Consider the following 20,596-nt stretch of genomic DNA (forward strand, 5'->3'; position numbering starts at 1 on the left):
GGGCCGCCCCGTGGTGCGCGTGGCGCAGTGCGGCCGTCACGCCCCCGCTACGCAGCCTTCCCCAACTCCCGCTGCCATGGCACCGTTTGACGACCGGTGCGCACGGCGTGCGCACCGCAGGGGGCCCGTGCGGACCACGGCATGGGACGGGGGACGCACAGGGGGAGTCACGCCGCATGGCCGGAATGAAGCTCTACGCGCTCGAATCCAGTGATCCACGGCGGCTCGGCCCCTACCGGCTGCTGCGCCGGATCGCCACGGGCGGCATGGGCCGCATCTACCTCGCCCGGCAGGAGCCGCCCGGCGCCCCCGCCGGGCCCACCGGGCCCACCGGAACCGTCGTGGCGCATGAGCTCGTCGCGGTCAAGACGCTCCTCGCCGAGGGGGTCGTGAGCCGGCCGGACCGGGCGCGGTTCGCCCGCGAGGCGGAGCTGGCGGGGCGGGTCGACAGCGCGTACACCGCCACGGTCCTCGACGCCGACGCGAAGGCGGAGCGCCCCTGGCTCGCCATCGAATTCATCCCGGCGCCCAGCCTGACCGAACTCGTCATCAGCGCCGGGACGCTGCCCGCCGACGCGGTGCGCCGGGTCGCCGCCGGTGCGGCGCGGGCGCTGGTCGAGCTGCACGACCTCGGGGTCGTCCACCGGGACATCAAGCCCCTGAACATCCTGCTGCCCCACGACGGGCCCCGCCTCATCGACTTCGGCATCTCGCACGCCCACGACCACACCAGCTCGACGACGACCATCGGCACCTTCGCCTTCACCTCGCCGGAGCAGGCGCGTGGCAAGAGATCCACCGCCGCCTCCGACATGTACTCCCTGGGTGCCACGCTCTTCTTCCTCGCGGTCGGCCGCCCGCCCTACGAGCAGACCGACCACTCCATCGGGGTCCTCGCCCTGGTCCAGCGCGGTGAGCTCGACACCAGCGGGCTCCCGCCGGAACTGGAACCGCTGATCCTTCCGTTACTGGAGGCCGACCCCGGAAGGCGCCCCGCTCCGTCCGACGTGCTGCGGGACGCCCTCGCCGGCTTCGAGCCGGTGGCCGGGGGCGGGGGCCTGGAGCGGTGGCTGCCGGGGGACTGGACCGCGCTGATCGAGGAGTACGCGGAGCAGGGCCGCCAACTGCGCGACGGGACAGTGGACTTCGACGCGGCGGACGCACCGACGCAGCTGAAGGCCGAGGGCGCGTCGGAGGGGTCGGACGAGGCGATCAGCGAGATGCGCGAGCAGCTGGAGGCCCTGCGCAAGCAGCGGGACGCCCTGGTGCGGGCGCAGGACGAGGAGCAGGCGGAGGCGCGGGAACTGGCGCGCCGGCAGGAGGAGGCGCTCCGGCGGGAACAGGCGCGGAAGGACGAGGCGGAACGAAAGGAGCGGGAGCGCAGGACCGCGGAGAGGAGGGCGAAGGAACAGAAGGAACGTGAGCGGAAGGAGAAGCAGCGCAAGGGACGCGCACGGCAGGAACGCGAGCGGCAGGAACGTGAGCGCCTCGCGCGGGAGAAGACCGCGACCTCCGCCAAGAACCGGAGCACCGGCACCCGCAGTGGGACCGGACGGGCGCCCGGGGCTCCGCCGAAGACCGGTGCGAAGGGTTCCCAGGGGACGTCGGGGTCGTCAGAGGGGTGGGGGTCCGGCCTGCTCGTGGCCGCGATCATCATCGGGACCCTGATCTGGCAGCCCTGGGACAAGAAGGACGACACCGCTTCGGTACACAGCAGCCCCACCCCCACGTTCACCTTGCCCGCAACGAGCGACGGCACCAGCGGAAGCGGCGGTGGCAGCGACAGCGCGTCCAGCTCGTCGAGCTCGTCGAGCGGCGGATTGGACGACACCGGCACCGAGCCGGACCCCGAGCCGGAGACCAGCTCCCCCGAGCCCGACCCCACGGAAGACGCCTTCAAGGCCGTCTCGTCCGGGGACTGCCTGGACGTCGTCGACACCGGGTACGGCGGGCTCAGCTCGTACGACTGGAGCGAGGAGGAGCCGAACACGACGTCCTGCGGCAACGGCACGCGCGTGACGGTGACCGGCACCACCGGCGACTGCGCGTCGGGGGTGGGCAAGGCCCGCTGGTCGTACTCCTCCGCCGGCAGCGGCGAGCGGACCGTCCTCTGCCTCAGCGGCCGGTACCGCCAGGGCGACTGTCTGCTCGCCAAGCACGAAGGTGACACCGTCAGCAGCATCGCGATGCTGTCGTCCCCGAACTGCACGGACCGCAGAGTGCCCGCCGCGTACAACGAGATCCTGGTCGTCACGGACGTCTACCGGGCGACGGCGGGCGCCGGCACCGAGGTCTGCCGCCACGGGCAGTACGACCGCAATACGTACTGGTCCACGAAGGTGGACGCCGACGCGACGCTGTTGTGCCTGAAGGCGTACGACTGAGGGCGGCATCGCGGGCGGCTTTGCGGGCGGTGTTTCACGTGAAACGCCGCCCTCCGTGCGCGGGCGGGGCGGCGTCCTGAGTCGGTGCGTGGTGGACTGTGGCGGTGCGAAATGACTCCGATCCTGACCGGCCCGGCTCCGGCCGGGCACCGTTGCTTCCCGTGGAGGCCCGTCGCGCCGCGGCATGGTGCGCGGTGGTGCTGCTCGTCGCGACCGTGGTGGCGCTCGGGGTGTGGCTGTGCGTCGAGCTGAGCGCGGCGGTCACGCCGGTACTGCTGGCGCTGCTGGGAAGTGCGCTGCTCGGGCCGCTCTACCGGCGGCTGGTGGCGATGAAGCTCAACCGCTCCCTCGCCGCCGGGCTGACCTGTGCGGTGCTGCTGATCGTCGTCGGCGGGGCCGGATACATCGTGGTCAGCGCGCTGGTCGACACCGGTGACCAGATCATCGCCTCGCTCAAGGACGCCGCGAAGGACGTCTCCCGGCACTTCGGCACGGCCGGTACGTCACTGGACGACCTGGCCTCCAACGCCAAGGATCTGCTGGGGAAGTTCGGCGGGACCGCGGCCTCCGGGCTGCTGGCGGGTGTCAGCATCGTCGGCCAGTTCATCGCCGCCGCGGTGCTGGCGCTGCTGCTGACGTTCTTCTTTCTGCGGGACTCGGACAAGGCCCTGCACGCCCTGCACGAGTGGGCGCCCGGCGAATCGGCGCCCCAGCTGGAGAGGATGGCCCGCCGCGGTTTCCAGTCCATCGAGGGCTTCATGCGCGGCACCACCTTCATCGCGCTGATCGACGCCATCTGCATCACCGTCGGCCTGCTCATCCTGCAGGTGCCGGGAGCTTGGGGCCTGGGCGCGCTGGTCTTCGTCGGCGCCTACATCCCCTACCTCGGGGCGTTCATCTCGGGCGCGGTGGCGATCCTGGTGGCGCTCGCGGACCGCGGTTTCGTGATCGCGCTGTGGGCGCTCGGCGTCGTACTGGCCGTGCAGGTGCTGGAGGGACACGTCCTGCAGCCGATGATCCAGAGCCGGACGGTCCAGATGCATCCGGCGACCGTGATGCTGGCGATCACGGCGGGCGCGAGCGTCGCCGGGATCCTCGGGATGCTGCTGTCCGTACCGCTGACCGCCGCCGTCTCCGGGGTGCTGCACGAGCTGCGGCGGGACTACGCGGCGGGTCCGGGAACGGACTCCTCGGGGCCGCCGGAGGGAGGACCTGAGGAAGGCGGTCCGGCCGGGCCTTCCGGGCCGGGTGGGTCCGCGGGCTCCGCCCCGTCCGGCGGGAGCGGACCGGCGGCGCCGCCCTCGGCCTCGTAGAGCTCGAACCACGTCGACTTGCCGTCCCCGCGCGGGTCCACGCCCCACGTGCCGGCCAGCAGTTCCATCAGCACCAGCCCGCGGCCCGATGAGGCCAGTTCGCCGGGGCTGCGGCGGTGCGGCAACTCGTCGCTGCCGTCGGCGACATCGACCCGGATCCGCCGGCTGCCCCTCTCGCCGGAGATCTCGGCGACCAGCAGGGCGTCTCCGTCGGTGTGCAGCAGGACGTTGGTGACCATCTCGGAGACCATCAGCACCGCCGAGTCGACCTGGTCCGGGTCCGCCCAGTCGTGCAGCACGTCCCTGACCTGCCGGCGCGCCTCGGCGATCCGCTCCGGCTCGGCCTGTGCGACGGACAGCACCGTGCGCCGTACGGGCCGCTGAGGCAGCAGGCCGCCCGTGCCGACCGCGCAGCTGCCGCCCTCGCGGTAGAGCAGCAGCAGGGCGATGTCGTCCTCGCGGCGGTCGTTCAACGGCCCGGTGGTGTGGTGCGACGACGGGCCGTGCACCGCCTGGACCAGGGCGTCGGCGAGCTGTTCCAGGCCTTCGCCGCCCTCCCCGTCGTCGTACGCCTCGATGAGTTCACGCAGCCGCGCCCACCCGCTCTCCAGGTCGTGGCCGCCGGTCTCGATCAGGCCGTCGGTGCACACCAGCATGGTCTCGCCGGGCTCCAGGACGAGCCGGGTGGTGGGGTAGTCGGTGTCCGGGTCGATGCCCAGCGGCATCCCGCCCGCAGTGGGCCGGACCAGCATCGTGCCGTCGCTCATCCGGATCGCCGGGTCGGGGTGGCCGGCCCGCGCGATGTCCAGCAGTCCGGTCGCCGGATCCACCTCGATGTAGAGGCAGGTGGCGAAGCGTGCGTCCTCGCCGTGGCCGCGGGTCTCGGTGTCGTTGATCCCGGCCAGGAAGTGGGAGGTGCGGGAGAGCACCGCGTCGGGGTGGTGGCCCTCGGCGGCGTAGGCGCGCAGCGCGATCCGCAGCTGCCCCATCAGGCCCGCCGCCCGGACGTCGTGCCCCTGGACATCCCCGATGACCAGCGCGATCCGGCCCGAGGGCAGCGGAATCATGTCGTACCAGTCACCGCCGACGTCCAGGCCGCCGCCGGTAGGCACATAGCGGGCCGCGACCGTCATCCCCGGGATGTCCGGCTGCACCGTCGGCATCATGCTGCGCTGCAGGCCCACCGCGAGTTCGTGCTGCGACTCCTGCACGCCGGCCCTGGCCAGTGCCTGGGCCAGCATCCGGGCGACGGTGGTCAGCACCGAGCGTTCATCGGGGGTGAAGGCGACCGGCCGGCCGAAGCCCGCCATCCAGGCGCCGATCGTCCGCCCCGCGTTGACCAGCGGCAGGAACGCCCAGGACGTGCGCTGGAAGCGGGAGGCCACCGGCCAGGCGGTGGGGAAGCGGGTGCGGTAGTCGTCGGGGGTGGGGAGGTAGATGGCCCGGCCGGTCCGGATGACCTCGGCGGCCGGGTAGTCGGTGCTCAGACCCATGTCGAGGAAGGGCTGTTCGGTGCCGGGGTCATGGCCGTGGTGGCCGATGACGGATATCCGGTCGCCGTCGATCCCGAAGACCGCCAGACCTTCCGGCATGAACCCCGGCATGGACAGACCGGCCGCGACCCGCAGCACCACGGCGGTGGACCGCGCCTCGGCCAGTGCCCGGCCGGCGTCCAGCAGGAACGCCTCGCGGGAGCGCCGCCAGTCGCCGGTGACGGGGGTCTGCGCCGCGGAGGTGCCGGGCTGCGGTTCGGGGACTTCCTGGAGGGTGCCGACGAGTTCGAAGTCGCCGTCCACCATCCGGGGGCGGGAGCGGGAGCGGACGGTGCGCACCACTCTTCCGCGGGTGTCGACGATGCGCAGCCGGGCCTCGGCGACCGTGCCCTCGGTGACCGCGAGCTGGATGACGCCGTTGATCTCGGCGAAGTCGACGGGGTGGAAGCGGGAGCGCACGGCGGCCTCGGTGAGCTCCACCGCAAGCGCGGGCAGCCCGAGGAGCCGGGCCGCCTCGGCGTCGAGGGTCACCCGCCCCGATGCGTTGTCCCAGCGCCACAGGCCGGTCGCGATGGCGGCCAGGACGTCCTTGGTGCGCATTGCCTCACTTTAAGTGGGTTTGACGGGCCTCGACCAGCGAGCCGGATGTGACCATCGTCCCCGCCGCGCTCCCCGGGATTCCCTCCCCGTGATCCTGATGGGTATATGTCAACGAAACGGTGGGGGCCGGGGCGGTAACCTGGAGCGGTTATGCCAATCCTGGGGTGGCCTTTCGGGCGATCCGGGTGATCAGGGCGGTCGGCCGGCTCATGGGCCGAGCGGGCGATCGAGGACGCGGGCACCGCGGCCTCACTCGTCCCGCGCGTCCCCCTCTCTCCCGACAGCTGTCTCCCGACAACTCCCCACCTCGACTCGCGACGACTTGGATGAGCGATGCATCGGTACCGGTCCCATAACTGCGGCGAGCTCCGAGCCGCGGACGTCGACACGGACGTCCGCCTCAGCGGCTGGCTGCACAATCGACGTGACCTGGGCGGCATCCTCTTCATCGATCTGCGCGACCACTACGGTCTCGTGCAGCTCGTCGCCCGTCCCGGCACGCCCGCCAACGAGGCGCTCGGCTCCCTGACCAAGGAGTCCGTCGTCCGCATCGACGGCAAGGTCAGCACCCGCGGCGCCGACAACGTCAACCCCGAGCTGCCCACCGGCGAGATCGAGATCGAGGTCAGCGCGGTCGAGGTGCTGGGCGCCGCCGAGCAGATCCCCTTCACGATCAACGCCGACGACGGTGTCAACGAGGAGAAGCGTCTCGAATACCGCTTCCTCGACCTGCGCCGCGAGCGCATGCACCGCAACATCCTGCTGCGCACGGCCGTCATCTCCGCCATCCGGCACAAGATGACCACGCTGGGCTTCAACGAGATGGCGACCCCGATCCTGTCGGCGACCTCCCCCGAGGGCGCCCGCGACTTCCTGGTCCCCTCCCGCCTGCACGCCGGCAAGTTCTACGCGCTGCCGCAGGCCCCGCAGCAGTTCAAGCAGCTGCTGATGATCGCCGGCTTCGACCGCTACTTCCAGATCGCGCCCTGCTTCCGCGACGAGGACGCCCGCGCGGACCGCTCGCCGGGCGAGTTCTACCAGCTCGACGTCGAGATGAGCTTCGTCGAGCAGGAGGACGTCTTCGGTCCGATCGAGCAGCTGATGACCGAGCTCTTCACCGAGTTCGGCAACGGACGCACGGTCACCTCGCCGTTCCCGCGCATCCCCTTCCGCGAGTCGATGCTCAAGTACGGCTCGGACAAGCCGGACCTGCGCGCCGAGCTGGAGCTGGTGGACGTCTCCGACGTCTTCGCGGGCTCCGGCTTCAAGGCCTTCGCCGGTAAGCACGTGCGCGCGCTGGCCGTGCCGGACACCGCGGGCCAGTCCCGTAAGTTCTTCGACCAGATGGGCGACTTCGCCGTCCAGCAGGGCGCGAAGGGCCTGGCCTGGGTCCGCGTCGGCGAGGACAACGAGCTGAGCGGCCCGATCGCCAAGTTCCTCACCGAGGACGACGTGAAGTCGCTGGTGGAGGCGCTGGACCTGAAGCCCGGCCACGCCATCTTCTTCGGCGCCGGCGAGTTCGACGAGGTCTCCAAGATCATGGGCGCGGTCCGGGTCGAGGCCGCCAAGCGGACCGGGCACTTCGTCGAGGACGAGTTCCGCTTCTGCTGGATCGTCGACTTCCCGATGTTCGAGAAGGACGAGGACACCGGCAAGATCGAGTTCTCGCACAACCCGTTCTCCATGCCGCAGGGCGGCCTGGAGGCGCTGGAGACCAAGGACCCGCTGGACATCCTGGCCTGGCAGTACGACATCGTCTGCAACGGCACCGAGCTGTCCTCCGGCGCCATCCGGAACCACGAGCCCGAGGTCATGTACAAGGCCTTCGGCATCGCCGGCTACGACAAGGACACCGTCGAGGCGGAGTTCGGTGGCATGCTCCGCGCCTTCAAGTTCGGCGCCCCGCCGCACGGCGGCATCGCCCCCGGCGTCGACCGCATCGTGATGCTGCTGGCCGACGAGCCCAACATCCGCGAGACCATCGCCTTCCCGCTCAACGGCAACGCCCAGGACCTGCTCATGGGCGCCCCGAGCGAGGTCGAGGAGGCACGGCTGAAGGAGCTGCACCTCTCGATCCGTAAGCCGCAGGTCAAGCAGGCGAAGTAGCCGCACGGCGCAGCGCGGCGGCGGCAGCGCGAAGGCCCGGGACCGGTGAGGTTCCGGGCCTTCGCGCTGCCCGGGGCGGCGACCGGCCGTCAGATGACCGTCAGACGCCCGTCGCCCCGTCGATCCGCTCCCGGACCAGATCCGCGTGGCCGTTGTGCCGGGCGTACTCCTCGATCAGGTGGACGTAGATCCAGCGCAGCGACACCGGAGTCCCGCCGAAGTCTCCGGTCGTCTCCAGCGCGGCATCCGCGCAGGCCGCCCGCGAAGCCGCTGTCTCCTCCTGCCACACGGCCAGCGTCCCGGCGAGCGTCGCGCCCTCGGGGACCTCGAAGCCGCCGGAGGGGAGCGTCGGGTCGTACGGCTCGCCGAGGACGGTCGGCAGGACGGCGCCCCGCAGCACCCGCCGGAACCACGTCCGCTCCACCTCGGTCAGATGCTGGACCAGCCCGATCAGCGTGATCGGCGACGGCTCGGCGGACGGCCGGCGGGCCCCGGCGTCATCCACGCCCGCGCACTTCCCGGCCAGGGTGCTGCGGTGGAAGTCGAGCCAGGACTCCAGGGTGGTCCGTTCATCGGCGTTCATCGGCGGCACCGCACGCTCGTGGAGAGTCATGCGGCAAGCGTGCCGTCCGGCACTGACAGTGCCCCGGGCCGATCCCGGCCCGGGGCACTGTCAGAGGCGGCACCGGGCAGCAGTGAGCTGCCCGCCGGACGGTCAGGCGTCTTCGTCGCCGCCGAAGCGCTCGCGGTACGACGTCAGGTCGTCCTCGGTGATCTTCGCGAACAGCACCGGCGGCACCGTGAACGGGGTACCGGCCGGGACCGAGGCCAGCGCCTTGGCCTCCTCCTGGGAGACCCACACGGCCGTGTCGTCCGCCAGCGCGAACGCGCCCCGCATCGCCTTCGCCGACGCCGGGATGAAGGGCTCGGAGACGACCGCGTACAGGTGGATGAGGTTCATCGCCGTACGCAGCGTCAGCGCCGCCGCTTCCTTATCGGTCTTGATCTCCAGCCACGGGGCCTTCTCCTCCAGGTAGACGTTGCCCGCGCTCCACAGGGCGCGCAGCGCGGCTGCCGCCTTGCGGAACTGCAGGGTCTCCATGTGGCCCTCGTACTCCGCGAGCAGCCCGGCGATCTCCTCGCCCAGCTTCTGCTCCGCGGCGCCCGCCTCGGCGCCCGCCGGCACGTCGTCACCGAACCGCTTGCGGGAGAAGGACAGCACGCGGTTGACGAAGTTGCCGAGGGTGTCGGCAAGGTCCTTGTTGACCGACGACGAGAACAGCTCCCAGGTGAAGGAGGTGTCGTCGGACTCCGGGGCGTTGGCGATCAGGAAGTAGCGCCAGTAGTCGGCCGGCAGCAGCTCCAGCGCCGCGTCGGTGAAGATGCCGCGCTGCTGGGAGGTGGAGAACTTCCCGCCGTAGTAGTTCAGCCAGTTGAAGGCCTTGAGGAAGTCGACCTTCTTCCAGGGCTCGCGGGTGCCGAGCTGGGTGGCCGGGAACATCACCGAGTGGAACGGGACGTTGTCCTTGGCCATGAACTCGGTGTAGCGGACGTCATCGGCGCCGTACCACCACGACTTCCAGTCGCGGTTCTCCGGGTCGACGTCCGACCACTCCTTCGTCGAGCCGATGTACTCGATCGGGGCGTCGAACCAGACGTAGAAGACCTTGCCCTCGGCCGACAGCTCCGGCCACACATCGGCCGGAACCGGGACGCCCCAGTCCAGGTCACGGGTGATCGCCCGGTCCTGGAGGCCCTCCGTCAGCCACTTGCGGGCGATGGACGAGGCCAGCGTCGGCCAGTCCTCGCTGCTGTCGTCGATCCACTGCTCGACCTCGCCCTGCAGCTTCGACTGGAGCAGGAAGAGGTGGGTGGTGTCCCGCACCTCCAGGTCGCTGCTGCCGCTGATCGCCGAGCGCGCGTCGATCAGGTCGGTCGGGTCCAGCACCCGGGTGCAGTTCTCGCACTGGTCGCCGCGCGCCTTGTCGTAGCCGCAGTGCGGGCAGGTGCCGACGATGTAGCGGTCGGGCAGGAAGCGGTCGTCGGTGATCGAGAAGACCTGGCGGATCGCCCGCTCCTCGATGAAGCCGTTCTCGTGCAGCTTGCGCGCGAAGTGCTGGGTCAGCTCGACGTTCTGCTGCGAGGAGCTGCGCCCGAAGTGGTCGAACCGCAGACCGAAGCCGTCGTAGATCGCCTTCTGCGCGTCGTGCTGCTCACCGCAGAACGCGTCCACCGACTGCCCGGCGGCCTTCGCGGCCAGCTCGGCGGGGGTGCCGTGCTCGTCCGTCGCGCAGATGTAGAGCACGTCGTGCCCACGCTGGCGCAGATACCGGGCGTAGACATCGGCCGGGAGCATGGACCCCACCATGTTGCCCAGGTGCTTGATCCCGTTGATGTACGGAAGGGCGCTGGTGATGAGGTGTCGAGCCATTGCCGGCTGCTCCCAAGTCGCTACGGTGAGTGAGGATTTGCTTTACGGAACGTCAATATCGTACTGGACGGCCCATGGCCCGACGCGCCCCCTTTTCCCGTACGGGAAGGGGGCGGACTCCCGTACGGGAACGGAGCGGACTCCCGTAGGGAGCGAAGGGTTTTCCTCACCCGCCGACGTGCCGCGGCGGCATCGCGCGGCGCCGTTTCACACCGGGGCATCCGTGGGCTTCGGGCTGCCCGATTCCGGGAGCGGGCCGTGCTTCGGGGCCCGCGCCGTGACCATCAGCCAGGAGATGACGGCGGCCAGCAGCATGATCGCCGAGGCCACGCCGATCGCCACGGTGAACCCGTGCACCACGCCGTCCTTCACGACGCCGTCCCGCAGGGCCGGGGTCAGCCGCCCCGCGTTCCGCCGGGCGGCATCCGCGAGATGGGAGCCGATGTACACCGCACTCGTCGAGGTCGCGATCGTGTTCAGCAGCGCGGTGCCGATCGAACCACCCACCTGCTGCGCGGTGTTGACCGTCGCCGAGGTGACACCGGAATCGTGGAATGCCACACCCGCCGTGGCGGTGGCCATCACCGGCATGAAGATCAGGCCCATGCCGAGGCCGACGAGGAGTTCGGCCGGCAGGACGTGCGAGACGTACGCGGGCTCGGCGGTCAGGAACGTCAGCAGGAACAGGCCGACGGCGGCGAGCACCGCGCCCGGTGCCATGAGCAGCCGCGGCGCGAGCCGGTGCAGCAGCCGGGCCGATATCTGCGTCGACCCGACGATGATCGCCGCCGTCATCGGCAGGAACGCCAGCCCCGTCTTGAGCGGCGAATACCCGAGCACGACCTGCAGGTAGTAGGTCATGAACAGGAACATGCCGAACAGCGCCATCAGCGCCAGGCCCATGGTCAGGAAGGACCCGGCCCGGTTGCGCTCCCGCACGATGTGCAGCGGCAGCAGCGGATGCCGGGCCCGGGTCTGCCACCACGTGAACAGCACCAGCAGCAGCGCGCCTCCCACCAGCGTCCCGATCACCAACGGGTCGCCCCAGCCACGCGGCTGCGCCTCCCCGCACCCGTAGACGATCGCGACCAGACCGCCGCAGCCCAGCACCGCGCCCGGGATGTCCAGGTGGACGCCGCCGCGGTCGGCCCTGTCGTGCAGGAAGACGAGCGCGCCGAGCAGCGCGATCGCCGCGACCGGGATGTTCACGTACAGACACCAGCGCCAGCTCAGGTACTCGGTCAGCAGCCCGCCCATGATCAACCCGATGGCCGCGCCGCCGCCCGCGATCGCGCCGTAGATGCCGAACGCCTTGCTGCGTTCCTTGCCGATGGTGAAGGTCGTCGTCAGCAAGGACAGCGCGGACGGCGCCAGCAGCGCACCGAAGGCGCCCTGCAGGGCCCGCGCCCCGAACAGCTGCCAGGAGCTGGTCGCCGCGCCGCCGAGGCCGGAGGCGACGGCGAAGCCGATCAGACCGATGATGAACGTCCGCTTCCGCCCCACCAGGTCGGCGATGCGGCCGCCCAGCAACAGCAGGCCGCCGAAGGCGAGGGTGTACGCGGTGATCACCCATTGCCGGTTCGCGTCGGACATGTCCAGGGCGCGCTGTGCCGACGGCAGGGCGATGTTCACGATCGTCGCGTCCAGCACCACCATCAACTGTGCGAGCGCGATCACCACGAGCCCCCACCAGCGCCGGGGATCGGGCTCGGCTTGCGCGGCCCAACTGGGAGGAGTGGGAGCGGTGGGAGGAGCGTCCCCTCGGCTCGCGTCGCTCATCAAGACCCGCCTCCGCCGGTCGTCGACCCGGTCGGCCCGGTACGGCCACCCACGGTCCCCGCCCGGAGGAATGGGGCTTACCGGTCGCAACCGGGGCGCTTCACCCACTCAGCGTAGGCAGCGGGGGGCGACCTCGCCTCCCGGTGGCCGGAACGCCGCCGGCCGCGGCGGGCCCGTCGGGGCCCGGCCGCGGCCGGTGGGTGGTGCGGGCCCGGCACGAGGCGCGGGCGGACGTGCGGGGGGGGCTCAGCTGTCCTTGAGGACGCCGGCGGTGCGGGCCTCGGTGAGCCACTCGGGGAACTCGACCATCAGCTGCTGGTAGAGCGCGTCCGAGGACAGGCCGCGGGGGTCGCGTCCGGCGTGGAAGAACCCGGCGTTGTCGACGACCCGCTTGTCCGGGACGGCGAGGTCGTCGAGCTTGCGCAGGAAGTCGAAGCCCTTGGCCTCCGGGTCGCCGAAGCCGATGAACTGCCAGAAGATGGGCAGCTCCGCCGCCTCGCACAGCGCCTTCTCGGCGGCCGGCTTGGAGGTCGGGGCGCCGTCCGTCTGGAAGATGACGAAGGCGGGGGCGGTGGAGCCGGACTTCTTGTAGTGGTCGACGACCGCCTTGATGGCCCAGTGGTAGTTCGTACGGCCCATGTGGCCGAGACCGCCGTGCAACTCCTCGATGCGGCCCTCGTAGTGGGTCAGGTCGAGGTCGGCGGTGCCGTCCACATCGGTGGAGAAGAAGACGACGGGGACGGTGCCGTCGTCGTCGAGGTTGGCGGACAGGCCGAGGGCCTGTTCGGCCAGGTGCTGGACCGTGCCGTCCTTGTAGTAGTTGCGCATCGAGCCCGAGCGGTCCAGGACCAGGTAGACAGCGGCCCGCTGGGTGGCGAGGCCGTGCTTCTCCAGGGTGGTGGCCGCGGACTTGTAGAGGCTCACGAGGCCGGGGGCCGTGGCCTCGACCTTGGCGAGGGAGAGGGCCGGGGAGGAGGCCGCGGCCGCCGCGGGGGCGGGCTCGGATTCCGGGGCGGGCTCGGACTCGGGGGCCGGCTCGGGCTCCTGAGCGGCCGTCGGCTCCGGCTCCGCTGCCGGCTCCGGGGCCGCCTCGGGCTCCGGCTCCGGCTCGGGCTCGGCGGATGCGGTGGCCGGCTCGGTGGCTGCCTCGGGGGACGGTTCGACGGCGGGCTCGGCTGCGGGCGCCGGGCTCGGGTTGTCGAAGGCCTGGCTCACCAGCTCGGAGACGTCCTCGGAAGTCCCGGCATCCTCAGGGGACTTGGCTGCCTCGGGGGTCTCGGGCCCGGCCGCGGTCTCGGGCTCGCTCGTGGCCTCGGTACCGGTCTCCGGCTCCGCCTCGACCTCGGCCTCGGGGGCGGCTTCGCCCCGTACCTCGGCCGCGTCCCGCGCGGGGGGCTCCGTGGCGGCGATGTCCACGGGGCTGCCCTGTGCGGGGAGGGTGGGGGTCGCCGGGGCCGGGTCCGGCCTGGGGGTCTCGGCGGGGGCGGTGCGGGCGGCGGGGACCTCGGCCTCGACGGCCGGGGTCGCGGCTCCGGGGGCCGACTCTTCGCGGGCCTCCGGGATCGTTGCCGACTCCGGTGTACCGGCGCCGGTCGGTGCCGCGCCGGTTTCTTCGCGGGTCGCCTTGGAGCGACCGAAAGCGTTGCGCAGCAGACTCCGAATGCCCATCGGCGAACCTCTCTTGCGTGTGGTGGGTGCGGCGAATGTCCGTGAAGCACGGACATGTCCCTGACCAGGACGGATACGTAAGGGTAGCGGCCTGGACCGGCCTCATCGTGGGACCCCGCGCCCCGTATGAGTGGGCCATCCGGGGGAGTCGGGGTGGGAAGGGGTTTCGGCTGACGGAATTCGTTCACTGAGGGTGGCGTTCGCCCCCGGTTTTGTGGTGGACGCCGGGCGCGGACCGGTCGGCTTGCAGGAGTTCGTACCGCTTCATCTGATGCCGCACAGCCTGTGCCCAGGACCGCCACCCCGTCCGCTTTTCCTGCTTCCCCGCCGCCCACATCACGCCGCGGAAACGGGAAGGCAAGATCTGGGTAAGAAGTCCGTCGTGCAGGTATCCGATGCGCAGGTGTGCCCGTCTTCGCCGGTGACCATTGTCCCGAGCCGCACGTTGTCCCTCCAGGCGGCCGGATAGCAGGCAAGAACCCTTGCGAGGGTGACGGGAGATGTGGGCGCATGGGGCTGACCAGTCAGTCGCTCGAATACACGGTGATCGTGCTGGCGTTGGCCTGCGTGGCCGCCACGGTGTGGTTCTGGCCCCGGTTGTCGCGGCGCGGGGTGCGGTCCGTGCTGGGCCGGCTCGGCGCCATCGTGATGACCCAGCTGTCGATCGTGTGTGCGCTCGCCCTCGCGGTGAATTCGAGTTTCGAGTTCTACGGCACCTGGGACGAACTGCTGGGCAACAACGAAGAGGCCCCGGTGTCCGTGAGCCAGGGCGGCGGGAACTACGCGGACGTCGGCAACATCAAGGGCGGGCTGGTCCAGGCGGCCGGTCCGCAGGGGCTGGACCGGGTGAGCGGGCTGCCCAAGGGGCCGGCCGACAAGGTCGGCAAGGTCGAGTCGGTACGCATCGTCGGCCGCCGCACCCGCGCCATCAACCCGGGCTTCGTCTATCTGCCGCCGCAGTACTTCCAGCCGCAGTTCCGCCGTCAGCGCTTCCCGGTCATGGTCGTCATCAGCGGCTACCCCGGCGGCATCATGAACCTCGCGCAGCACCTCCAGGTGCCGCAGAACGCCGGAAAGCTGATCGCGCAGGGCAGGATGCAGCCGACCGTGATCGTGATGGTGCGGCCGACGATCGCGCCGCCGCGGGACACCGAGTGCGTGGACGTGCCGGGCGGGCCGCAGGCCGAGACGTTCTTCACCAAGGACCTGCCGGACGCCATGAGGTCGGCCTACCGCGTCGGCCACGACCCCAGTGCCTGGGGCGCGTTCGGCTACTCGTCCGGTGGCACCTGCTCGCTGCAGCTCGCGATGCGCAACCCGAACGTCTACACCTCGGCGGTCTCGCTCTCCGGTGACTACGCCATCAAGGACGACCTCACCACCGGCAGTCTCTTCGGCAGCGGTGCGGCCGGTGAGCAGCACCAGCGTGAGCACGATCTGCTGTGGCGGATGCAGCATCTGCCCGTACCGCAGATCTCCGCGCTGGTGGCCAGCAGCCGCAAGGGCGAGGCGGACTACGGCGACACCATGAAGTTCCTGCACGCGGCGAAGCCGCCGATGACCGTGGACTCGATCATCCTGCCGCAGGGCAGCCACCAGTTCTCGACCTGGCGGCGTGAGGTCGTGCCCGCGCTGGAGTGGCAGAGCCGCCAGCTGACGTTCCCGCAGGACACGGAGGCCAACGGCACGCAGCGGCGACCGGGTGCGGGTCCGGGTCCGGGCGCCGGTCCGGCGCAGCGGCCGGGCCCGTCGAAGGCGCCGGCCGACAAGGCCCGTGGGCGGGTGGAGGCGGAGCCGTCGCGGCGGTGAGGTCCGGCGGCGCAGGCCCCTGTCCGGCGCTGCCGGCTCAGGGGCGGTAGACCATGCCCGGTTCCGGCTTCGCCGGTGAGAGCAGCTGGGAGACCGTGACGACGGTGTAGCCGCGCTTCTTGAGCTCCTTGAGGATGCCGGGGACGGCCGGCACGGTGCCCTTGTAGATGTCGTGCAGCAGGATGACGCCGTCGCGCTCGGTCTGGTCGAGGACCCGCTTGGTGATGAGCCGGGAGTCGTTGGTCTGGTAGTCCTTGGCGGTCACGCTCCACAGGACCTGCGCCAGCCCGAGCTCCTTGCTGATCCGGGAGACGTTTTCGTCGGTCTTGCCCTGCGGCGGACGCATCAGCTTCGGCGTCTTGCCGGTGATCTTCCGGACGGCGTCCTGGACGCGGGACAGCTCCCGTTTGGCCTCGGCCGGCTCGATGTCGGTGAGGATCTGGTGCGACCAGGTGTGGTTGGCCAGTTCGTGGCCCTCGGCGTCGATGCGGGTGACGCCTTCGGGGCGTTCGTCGATGTGGTTCTTGCCGAGCATGAAGAAGGTCGCGTGCACCTTCTCCTTCTTGAGGATGTCCGGCAGGCGCGGGGTGTTCTCGCTGGGGCCGGCGTCGAAGGTGAGCGCGACGCACTTGAGCTTGCGGCAGTCGACGTCGTCGCCCTTCGCGTTTCCCTCCTTCTCGTGGCTGCCCTTCGCGTCGCTGTCCTTCGCCTTCCCGTTCTTGGCGTCCTCGGCGGCGGCGAGCTGCGCGTCCTTGGCCTGTACGGCGGCAGCCGGGGCGTCGTCCCGTGCGTCGGCCGGTGCGGTGACGTCGTAGGTGGCGCATCCGCTGAGGGCGAGGACCAGGGAGGTGCAGGCCAGCAGCCCGGCTATGGAGGTGCGGCGGGCCGCGGACATCTTCTTCGGCATACGAGGTCTCGTTTCGGTCGCTGAGGGCAGGGCATCGCCCGCGACCTGCGCTTTCGGGCATGGCGCAGCACGGCGCGACCAGCCGTGGCCGGTCGCGTCGCACAGTGATCGAACGGACTGAGGGAACTATACATAGGCAGTACACACTGTGTGTATACGCGAGGTGTTTAGGTGTCGGGCTGTGGTCCGGGAGGTGGTCCGGGAGCGGTGACCGGGCCGGTGAGGTGGCCGCCCGATCGGACGCGGTCGGCGCGACACCCGAAGCCGCCCGCGGTGGACTCGTACCGTGACCGCACCGCCGGACGACTGCCTCGCCCGCAACGACTGGATCTGCGGCGCATACCTGAGCACCCGCCGCCAGATCCTGCTCGACGCGGTCGGCGAGCACGTCCAGTTGACGGTCATTTCGGTACTGCTGGGGCTGGTGATCGCGGTGCCACTGGCGCTGCTGGCCCGCCGCAGACGCTGGACGGTCGGCCCGGTGCTGGGCATCACCACGGTGATCTACACGATCCCGTCGCTGGCGATGTTCTCCCTGCTGCTGCCGGTCTACGGGCTGTCCGCCACCCTCGTGGTCGTCGGCCTCGCCCTCTACTCCCTCACCCTGCTCGTACGGAACATCCTGGCGGGCCTCGAAGGTGTCCCCGCCGAGGCCAAGGAGGCCGCGCGCGGCATGGGTTACGGGCCGATGCGGCAGCTGCTGACCGTGGAGATGCCGCTGGCGGTGCCCGCCGCGATGGCCGGACTGCGGATCGCCACCGTCTCCGCCGTCGCGCTCACCACCGTCGGCGCGATCGTCGGCCACGGCGGACTGGGCAACCTCATCTACTCCGGCATGAACTCCTTCTTCAAGGCCCAGGTGCTCACCGCGTCCGTGCTGTGCGTGATCATCGCGGTCGCCTTCGATCTGCTGCTGCTCGGCGCCGAGCGGCTGCTCACGCCCTGGCGGCGGGCCGGCCGCAGGACCCGTCAGCGCGCCCGGACGGCGGCGCCCAAGAAGCTGCTCGCGGCGTCCGGACGGCAGCCGTGAACACCCTCTCCGCCGTCTGGACCTGGCTGACCACCGCCGCCAACTGGTCCGGCGAGAACGGCGTCTGGCACCGGCTCGGCCAGCACCTCGTGCTGACCGTCGTCTGCCTGATCATCAGCGCCCTGATCGCGCTGCCCATCGCGCTGACCCTCGGTCACCTCGGGCGCGGCGGTGCGCTCGCCGTCAATCTCGCCAACATCGGCCGCGCGATCCCGACCTTCGCCGTCCTGGTGCTGCTGCTGCTCACCCCGATCGGGCGGTACGGGGAATGGCCGACCGTCATCGCGCTGGTGCTGTTCGCGATCCCGCCGCTGCTGACCAACGCCTACGTGGGGATGCGTGAGGTGGACCAGAACGTGGTGCGGGCCGCACGGGGCATGGGGATGACCGGCCCGCAGCTGGTGTGGCGGGTCGAGGTGCCGCTCGCGTTCCCCCTGGTGATCACGGGTATCCGGATCGCCGCGGTCCAACTCGTCGCCACCGCCACGCTCGCGGCGCTGGTCGGCGGCGGGGGCCTCGGCCGCATCATCACCGCGGGCTTCAACCTCGCCTCCACTCCGCAGGTGGTCGCCGGGGCGGTGATCGTGGCGGTGTTCGCGCTGCTGATGGAGGCGGCCTTCGAGATCGGTCAGCGGTTCGCGCCGGCCTGGGCGCGTGGGCGGATCCGATGAGGGGCGGGAGGTGTTTCACGTGAAACTCCGGAGATCGTCGAACGCTTCGGGGTGCCCACCGGCCGGCGGCGCCCCCTGCCCACCCGCCGCAGGCTCCCCCTGCCCACCCGGCGGTGGCGCTCCCTGCCCGCCCTCCGGCGGTTCGCCCTGCCCACCCCCGGCGGGCGGCCGCTGCCCGCCGGCCCAGGGGCCCGCCCGTCGGCGCGCCCGTCCGTCCGCCCTCGTCGCCGTCGTCGTGGCCGCGACCGTGGCCGCCTGCACGAGCGGCCCCTCCCTGGAGAACCAGGGCGCGATCACCGCCCCGCCCGGCGACAGCCAGCAACTCTCCGTCGGTTCCGCCGGTTTCACCGAGAGCGAGCTGCTCGCCCAGATGTACGCGGCGCTGCTCGCCGACGCCGGCTACCGCACGGACATCCTCACCGTCGGCAACCGCGAGTTGTACGAACCCGCCCTGGAGAGCGGCCAGATCGACGTCGTCCCGGAATACGCCGCCACCTTCGCCGACTGGCTGCAGGCCAAGGCCAAGGGCGCCCAGGCCACGCCGGTCGCGTCCCCCGACACTGGGGCCACCATGGCCGCGCTGCGGAAGCTCGCCCTTCCCCGCGGTCTGACCGTGCTCGCGGCCGGCCGGGCCGTCGACCAGAACGCCTTCGCGGTGAGCGCCTCCTACGCCGCCAAGCACCACCTCACCACTCTCAGCGACCTGGGACGGGCCAAGCTTCCGGTGCGGCTGGCGGCGGGCGACGAATGCGTCCAGCGGCCGTTCTGCGCACCGGGCCTGAAGAAGACGTACGGCATCGACATCACGGCCGTCGACCCCAAGGGCGTCGGCACCACCCCCGCCAAGCAGGCCGTGCAGAACGGCAAGGACCAGATGGTGCTGACCACCAGCACCGACGCCACCCTCGACGCATTCGGGCTGGTGCTGCTCGCCGACGACAAGAAGCTGCAGAACGCCGACAATGTCGTTCCCGTCGTCAACCGGGCCCGCGCCGGCAGTGCGAAGGTGGCCGCCGCGCTCAACCGCCTCAACGCGGTCCTGACCACCACCGACCTGGCACACCTCAACGAGCAGGTCGACAGCTGGCGGCGGCTCCCGGCCGATGTGGCCCGTAGTTACCTGCGGTCCAAGGGCCTGCTGCCGACGACCTAGCCGGTGCGGCAAAGGCGACGCCGGGCCTGTTCACTCGGTCGGCACCGAATCCACCTCGGCGCGCTCCCGCGGCACGCCCCGCTCGCCGGAGTCGATGGTGCGGCGCAGCGCCTCGTGGAGTTTCGTCGGGGTCAGCACGCCGAGGAAGCGCCGGCCCTCCAGGACCGCGATCCAGCCCGCGTCGTGCTTGAGCATCTCGCTGAAGGCCTGCTTCAGGGTGCCGCTGACCGGGACCCAGGCCTCCATGCGCCGGGCCTGATCGGCGACGGTGCCGTGCGCGTCGGCCATCTCGTCCATGCCGACCCAGCCGTGCAGTTCACCGTCACCGTCCAGGACGACGGCCCAGCGGGCCCCGTCCTTGCGCATCCGGGCGGCCGCGTCGCCGGCCGGTTCGTCGAGCCGGGCGAAGGGCGGCCGCTCCAGGTCGTCGCGGTCGATAGCGGTGACCGACAGCTGCTTCAACGCGCGGTCGGTGCCGACGAATTCGGCGACGTAGGGGGAGGCGGGGGCGCCGAGGACGCTCGCCGGGGTGTCGTACTGCTCGATCCGGCCTTCGCCGTAGACGGCGATCCGGTCGCCGAGCCGGATGGCTTCCTCGATGTCATGGGTGACCAGCAGCACCGTCTTGTGCATGGTGGCCTGGAGCCGCAGGAACTCCTTCTGGAGCCGGTCACGGACCACCGGGTCGACCGCGCCGAACGGCTCGTCCATGAGGAGGACGGGCGGATCGGCGGCGAGCGCGCGGGCCACCCCGACGCGCTGGCGCTGGCCGCCCGACAGCTGCTCGGGATAGCGCGAGCCGTAGACGCCCGGGTCCAGGCCGACCATGTCCAGGAGTTCGGCGGCCCGCTCCCGCGCCTTGGCCTTCTTCCAGCCGGTCAGCAGCGGCACCGTCGCGGTGTTGTCGAGGACGGTGCGGTGCGGGAAGAGGCCGGTCTGCTGGATGACGTAGCCGATCCGGCGGCGGAGCTTGACCGGGTCGACACCGGAGATGTCGGCGCCCTCGACGTGGATGGAGCCGCGGGTGGGGTCGATGAGCCGGTTGACCATCATCATCGTGGTCGTCTTACCGCAGCCGGACGGGCCGACGAGGGTCACCAGCTCGCCCTCGCCGACCTCCAGCGACAGGTCGTCCACGGCGGTGGTCCCGTCGGGGTAGCGCTTGGTGACGGACTCGAACCGGATCATTTCCCCATTGAATCCCGCACCTCGCGCCGGGTCCCCTCATGCGGGCAATCGGGGGCCCGCCAAG

General features: G+C 71.2%; 13 protein-coding genes and 1 pseudogene. 7 read left to right on the forward strand and 7 right to left on the reverse strand.

What is annotated here, in order from left to right:
* Nucleotides 1-176: 176 nt before the first annotated feature.
* On the forward strand, nt 177-2,384 hold the full coding sequence (locus ACIRQ7_RS19025) for a protein kinase (RefSeq protein ID WP_404263699.1): 2,208 nt from the start codon (nt 177-179) through the stop codon (nt 2,382-2,384).
* Nucleotides 2,385-2,488: 104 nt separating this feature from the next.
* Nucleotides 2,489-3,649 (forward strand): annotated as a pseudogene (locus tag ACIRQ7_RS19030) (AI-2E family transporter); the annotation flags it as partial.
* On the opposite strand, the gene ACIRQ7_RS19035 reads toward ACIRQ7_RS19030, so the two are convergent.
* Nucleotides 3,547-5,790 (reverse strand): SpoIIE family protein phosphatase, encoded by a 2,244-nt coding sequence (locus ACIRQ7_RS19035; RefSeq protein WP_404263700.1) that lies wholly within the window; start codon nt 5,788-5,790, stop codon nt 3,547-3,549. The pseudogene ACIRQ7_RS19030 and the gene ACIRQ7_RS19035 sit on opposite strands and share 103 nt — an antisense overlap.
* A 333-nt stretch (nt 5,791-6,123) precedes the next feature.
* Here ACIRQ7_RS19035 and aspS point away from each other — a divergent pair, with 333 nt between their 5' ends.
* Nucleotides 6,124-7,896 carry an aspartate--tRNA ligase gene (gene aspS / locus ACIRQ7_RS19040; RefSeq protein WP_404263702.1) on the forward strand — a complete coding sequence of 591 codons (1,773 nt, stop codon included), beginning with the start codon at nt 6,124-6,126 and terminating at the stop codon, nt 7,894-7,896.
* A gap of 100 nt (nt 7,897-7,996) precedes the next feature.
* Here the strand turns inward: aspS and ACIRQ7_RS19045 are convergent, their stop codons facing one another.
* From ACIRQ7_RS19045 to ACIRQ7_RS19060, 4 genes are all read right to left on the reverse strand, one after another.
* Nucleotides 7,997-8,509 (reverse strand): DinB family protein, encoded by a 513-nt coding sequence (locus ACIRQ7_RS19045; protein WP_404263704.1) that lies wholly within the window; start codon nt 8,507-8,509, stop codon nt 7,997-7,999.
* A 102-nt stretch (nt 8,510-8,611) separates the two neighbouring features.
* Entirely contained in the window at nt 8,612-10,327 is a 1,716-nt protein-coding gene (gene metG, locus ACIRQ7_RS19050) for a methionine--tRNA ligase (RefSeq protein ID WP_404263705.1), read from the reverse strand.
* A 207-nt stretch (nt 10,328-10,534) separates the two neighbouring features.
* Nucleotides 10,535-12,106, reverse strand: a complete 1,572-nt coding sequence (locus ACIRQ7_RS19055; protein WP_404263706.1) for an MFS transporter — start codon at nt 12,104-12,106, stop codon at nt 10,535-10,537.
* A 246-nt stretch (nt 12,107-12,352) separates the two neighbouring features.
* The gene (locus ACIRQ7_RS19060) at nt 12,353-13,774 is read right to left on the reverse strand and encodes a VWA domain-containing protein (protein WP_404263708.1); all 1,422 of its coding nucleotides are present in this window, start codon (nt 13,772-13,774) and stop codon (nt 12,353-12,355) included.
* Between the two features lie 510 nt (nt 13,775-14,284).
* On the opposite strand from ACIRQ7_RS19060, the gene ACIRQ7_RS19065 reads away from it, so the two are divergent.
* A complete protein-coding gene (locus ACIRQ7_RS19065; RefSeq protein ID WP_404263710.1) occupies nt 14,285-15,583 on the forward strand; it encodes an alpha/beta hydrolase in 1,299 nt (432 codons plus the stop codon).
* A 37-nt stretch (nt 15,584-15,620) separates the two neighbouring features.
* Here the strand turns inward: ACIRQ7_RS19065 and ACIRQ7_RS19070 are convergent, their stop codons facing one another.
* Nucleotides 15,621-16,490 carry a polysaccharide deacetylase family protein gene (locus ACIRQ7_RS19070; RefSeq protein WP_404263711.1) on the reverse strand — a complete coding sequence of 290 codons (870 nt, stop codon included), beginning with the start codon at nt 16,488-16,490 and terminating at the stop codon, nt 15,621-15,623.
* A gap of 286 nt (nt 16,491-16,776) precedes the next feature.
* On the opposite strand from ACIRQ7_RS19070, the gene ACIRQ7_RS19075 reads away from it, so the two are divergent.
* The 3 genes from ACIRQ7_RS19075 to ACIRQ7_RS19085 all read left to right on the forward strand — a co-directional run bounded on the left by ACIRQ7_RS19075 (nt 16,777) and on the right by ACIRQ7_RS19085 (nt 19,344).
* A complete protein-coding gene (locus ACIRQ7_RS19075) occupies nt 16,777-17,520 on the forward strand; it encodes an ABC transporter permease (protein ID WP_401464127.1) in 744 nt (247 codons plus the stop codon).
* A complete protein-coding gene (locus ACIRQ7_RS19080) occupies nt 17,517-18,191 on the forward strand; it encodes an ABC transporter permease (protein WP_401464125.1) in 675 nt (224 codons plus the stop codon). Before ACIRQ7_RS19075 ends, ACIRQ7_RS19080 begins: the two co-directional genes overlap by 4 nt.
* Nucleotides 18,192-18,426: 235 nt before the next feature.
* The gene (locus tag ACIRQ7_RS19085) at nt 18,427-19,344 is read left to right on the forward strand and encodes an ABC transporter substrate-binding protein (RefSeq protein ID WP_404263714.1); all 918 of its coding nucleotides are present in this window, start codon (nt 18,427-18,429) and stop codon (nt 19,342-19,344) included.
* Nucleotides 19,345-19,374: 30 nt separating this feature from the next.
* On the opposite strand, the gene ACIRQ7_RS19090 is transcribed toward ACIRQ7_RS19085, so the two are convergent.
* On the reverse strand, nt 19,375-20,532 hold the full coding sequence (locus ACIRQ7_RS19090) for an ATP-binding cassette domain-containing protein (protein ID WP_401464121.1): 1,158 nt from the start codon (nt 20,530-20,532) through the stop codon (nt 19,375-19,377).
* Between the last annotated feature and the right edge of the window lie 64 nt (nt 20,533-20,596).

It is taken from the genome of Streptomyces sp. NPDC101393 (assembly GCF_044767385.1).
GTDB lineage: Bacteria > Actinomycetota > Actinomycetes > Streptomycetales > Streptomycetaceae > Streptomyces.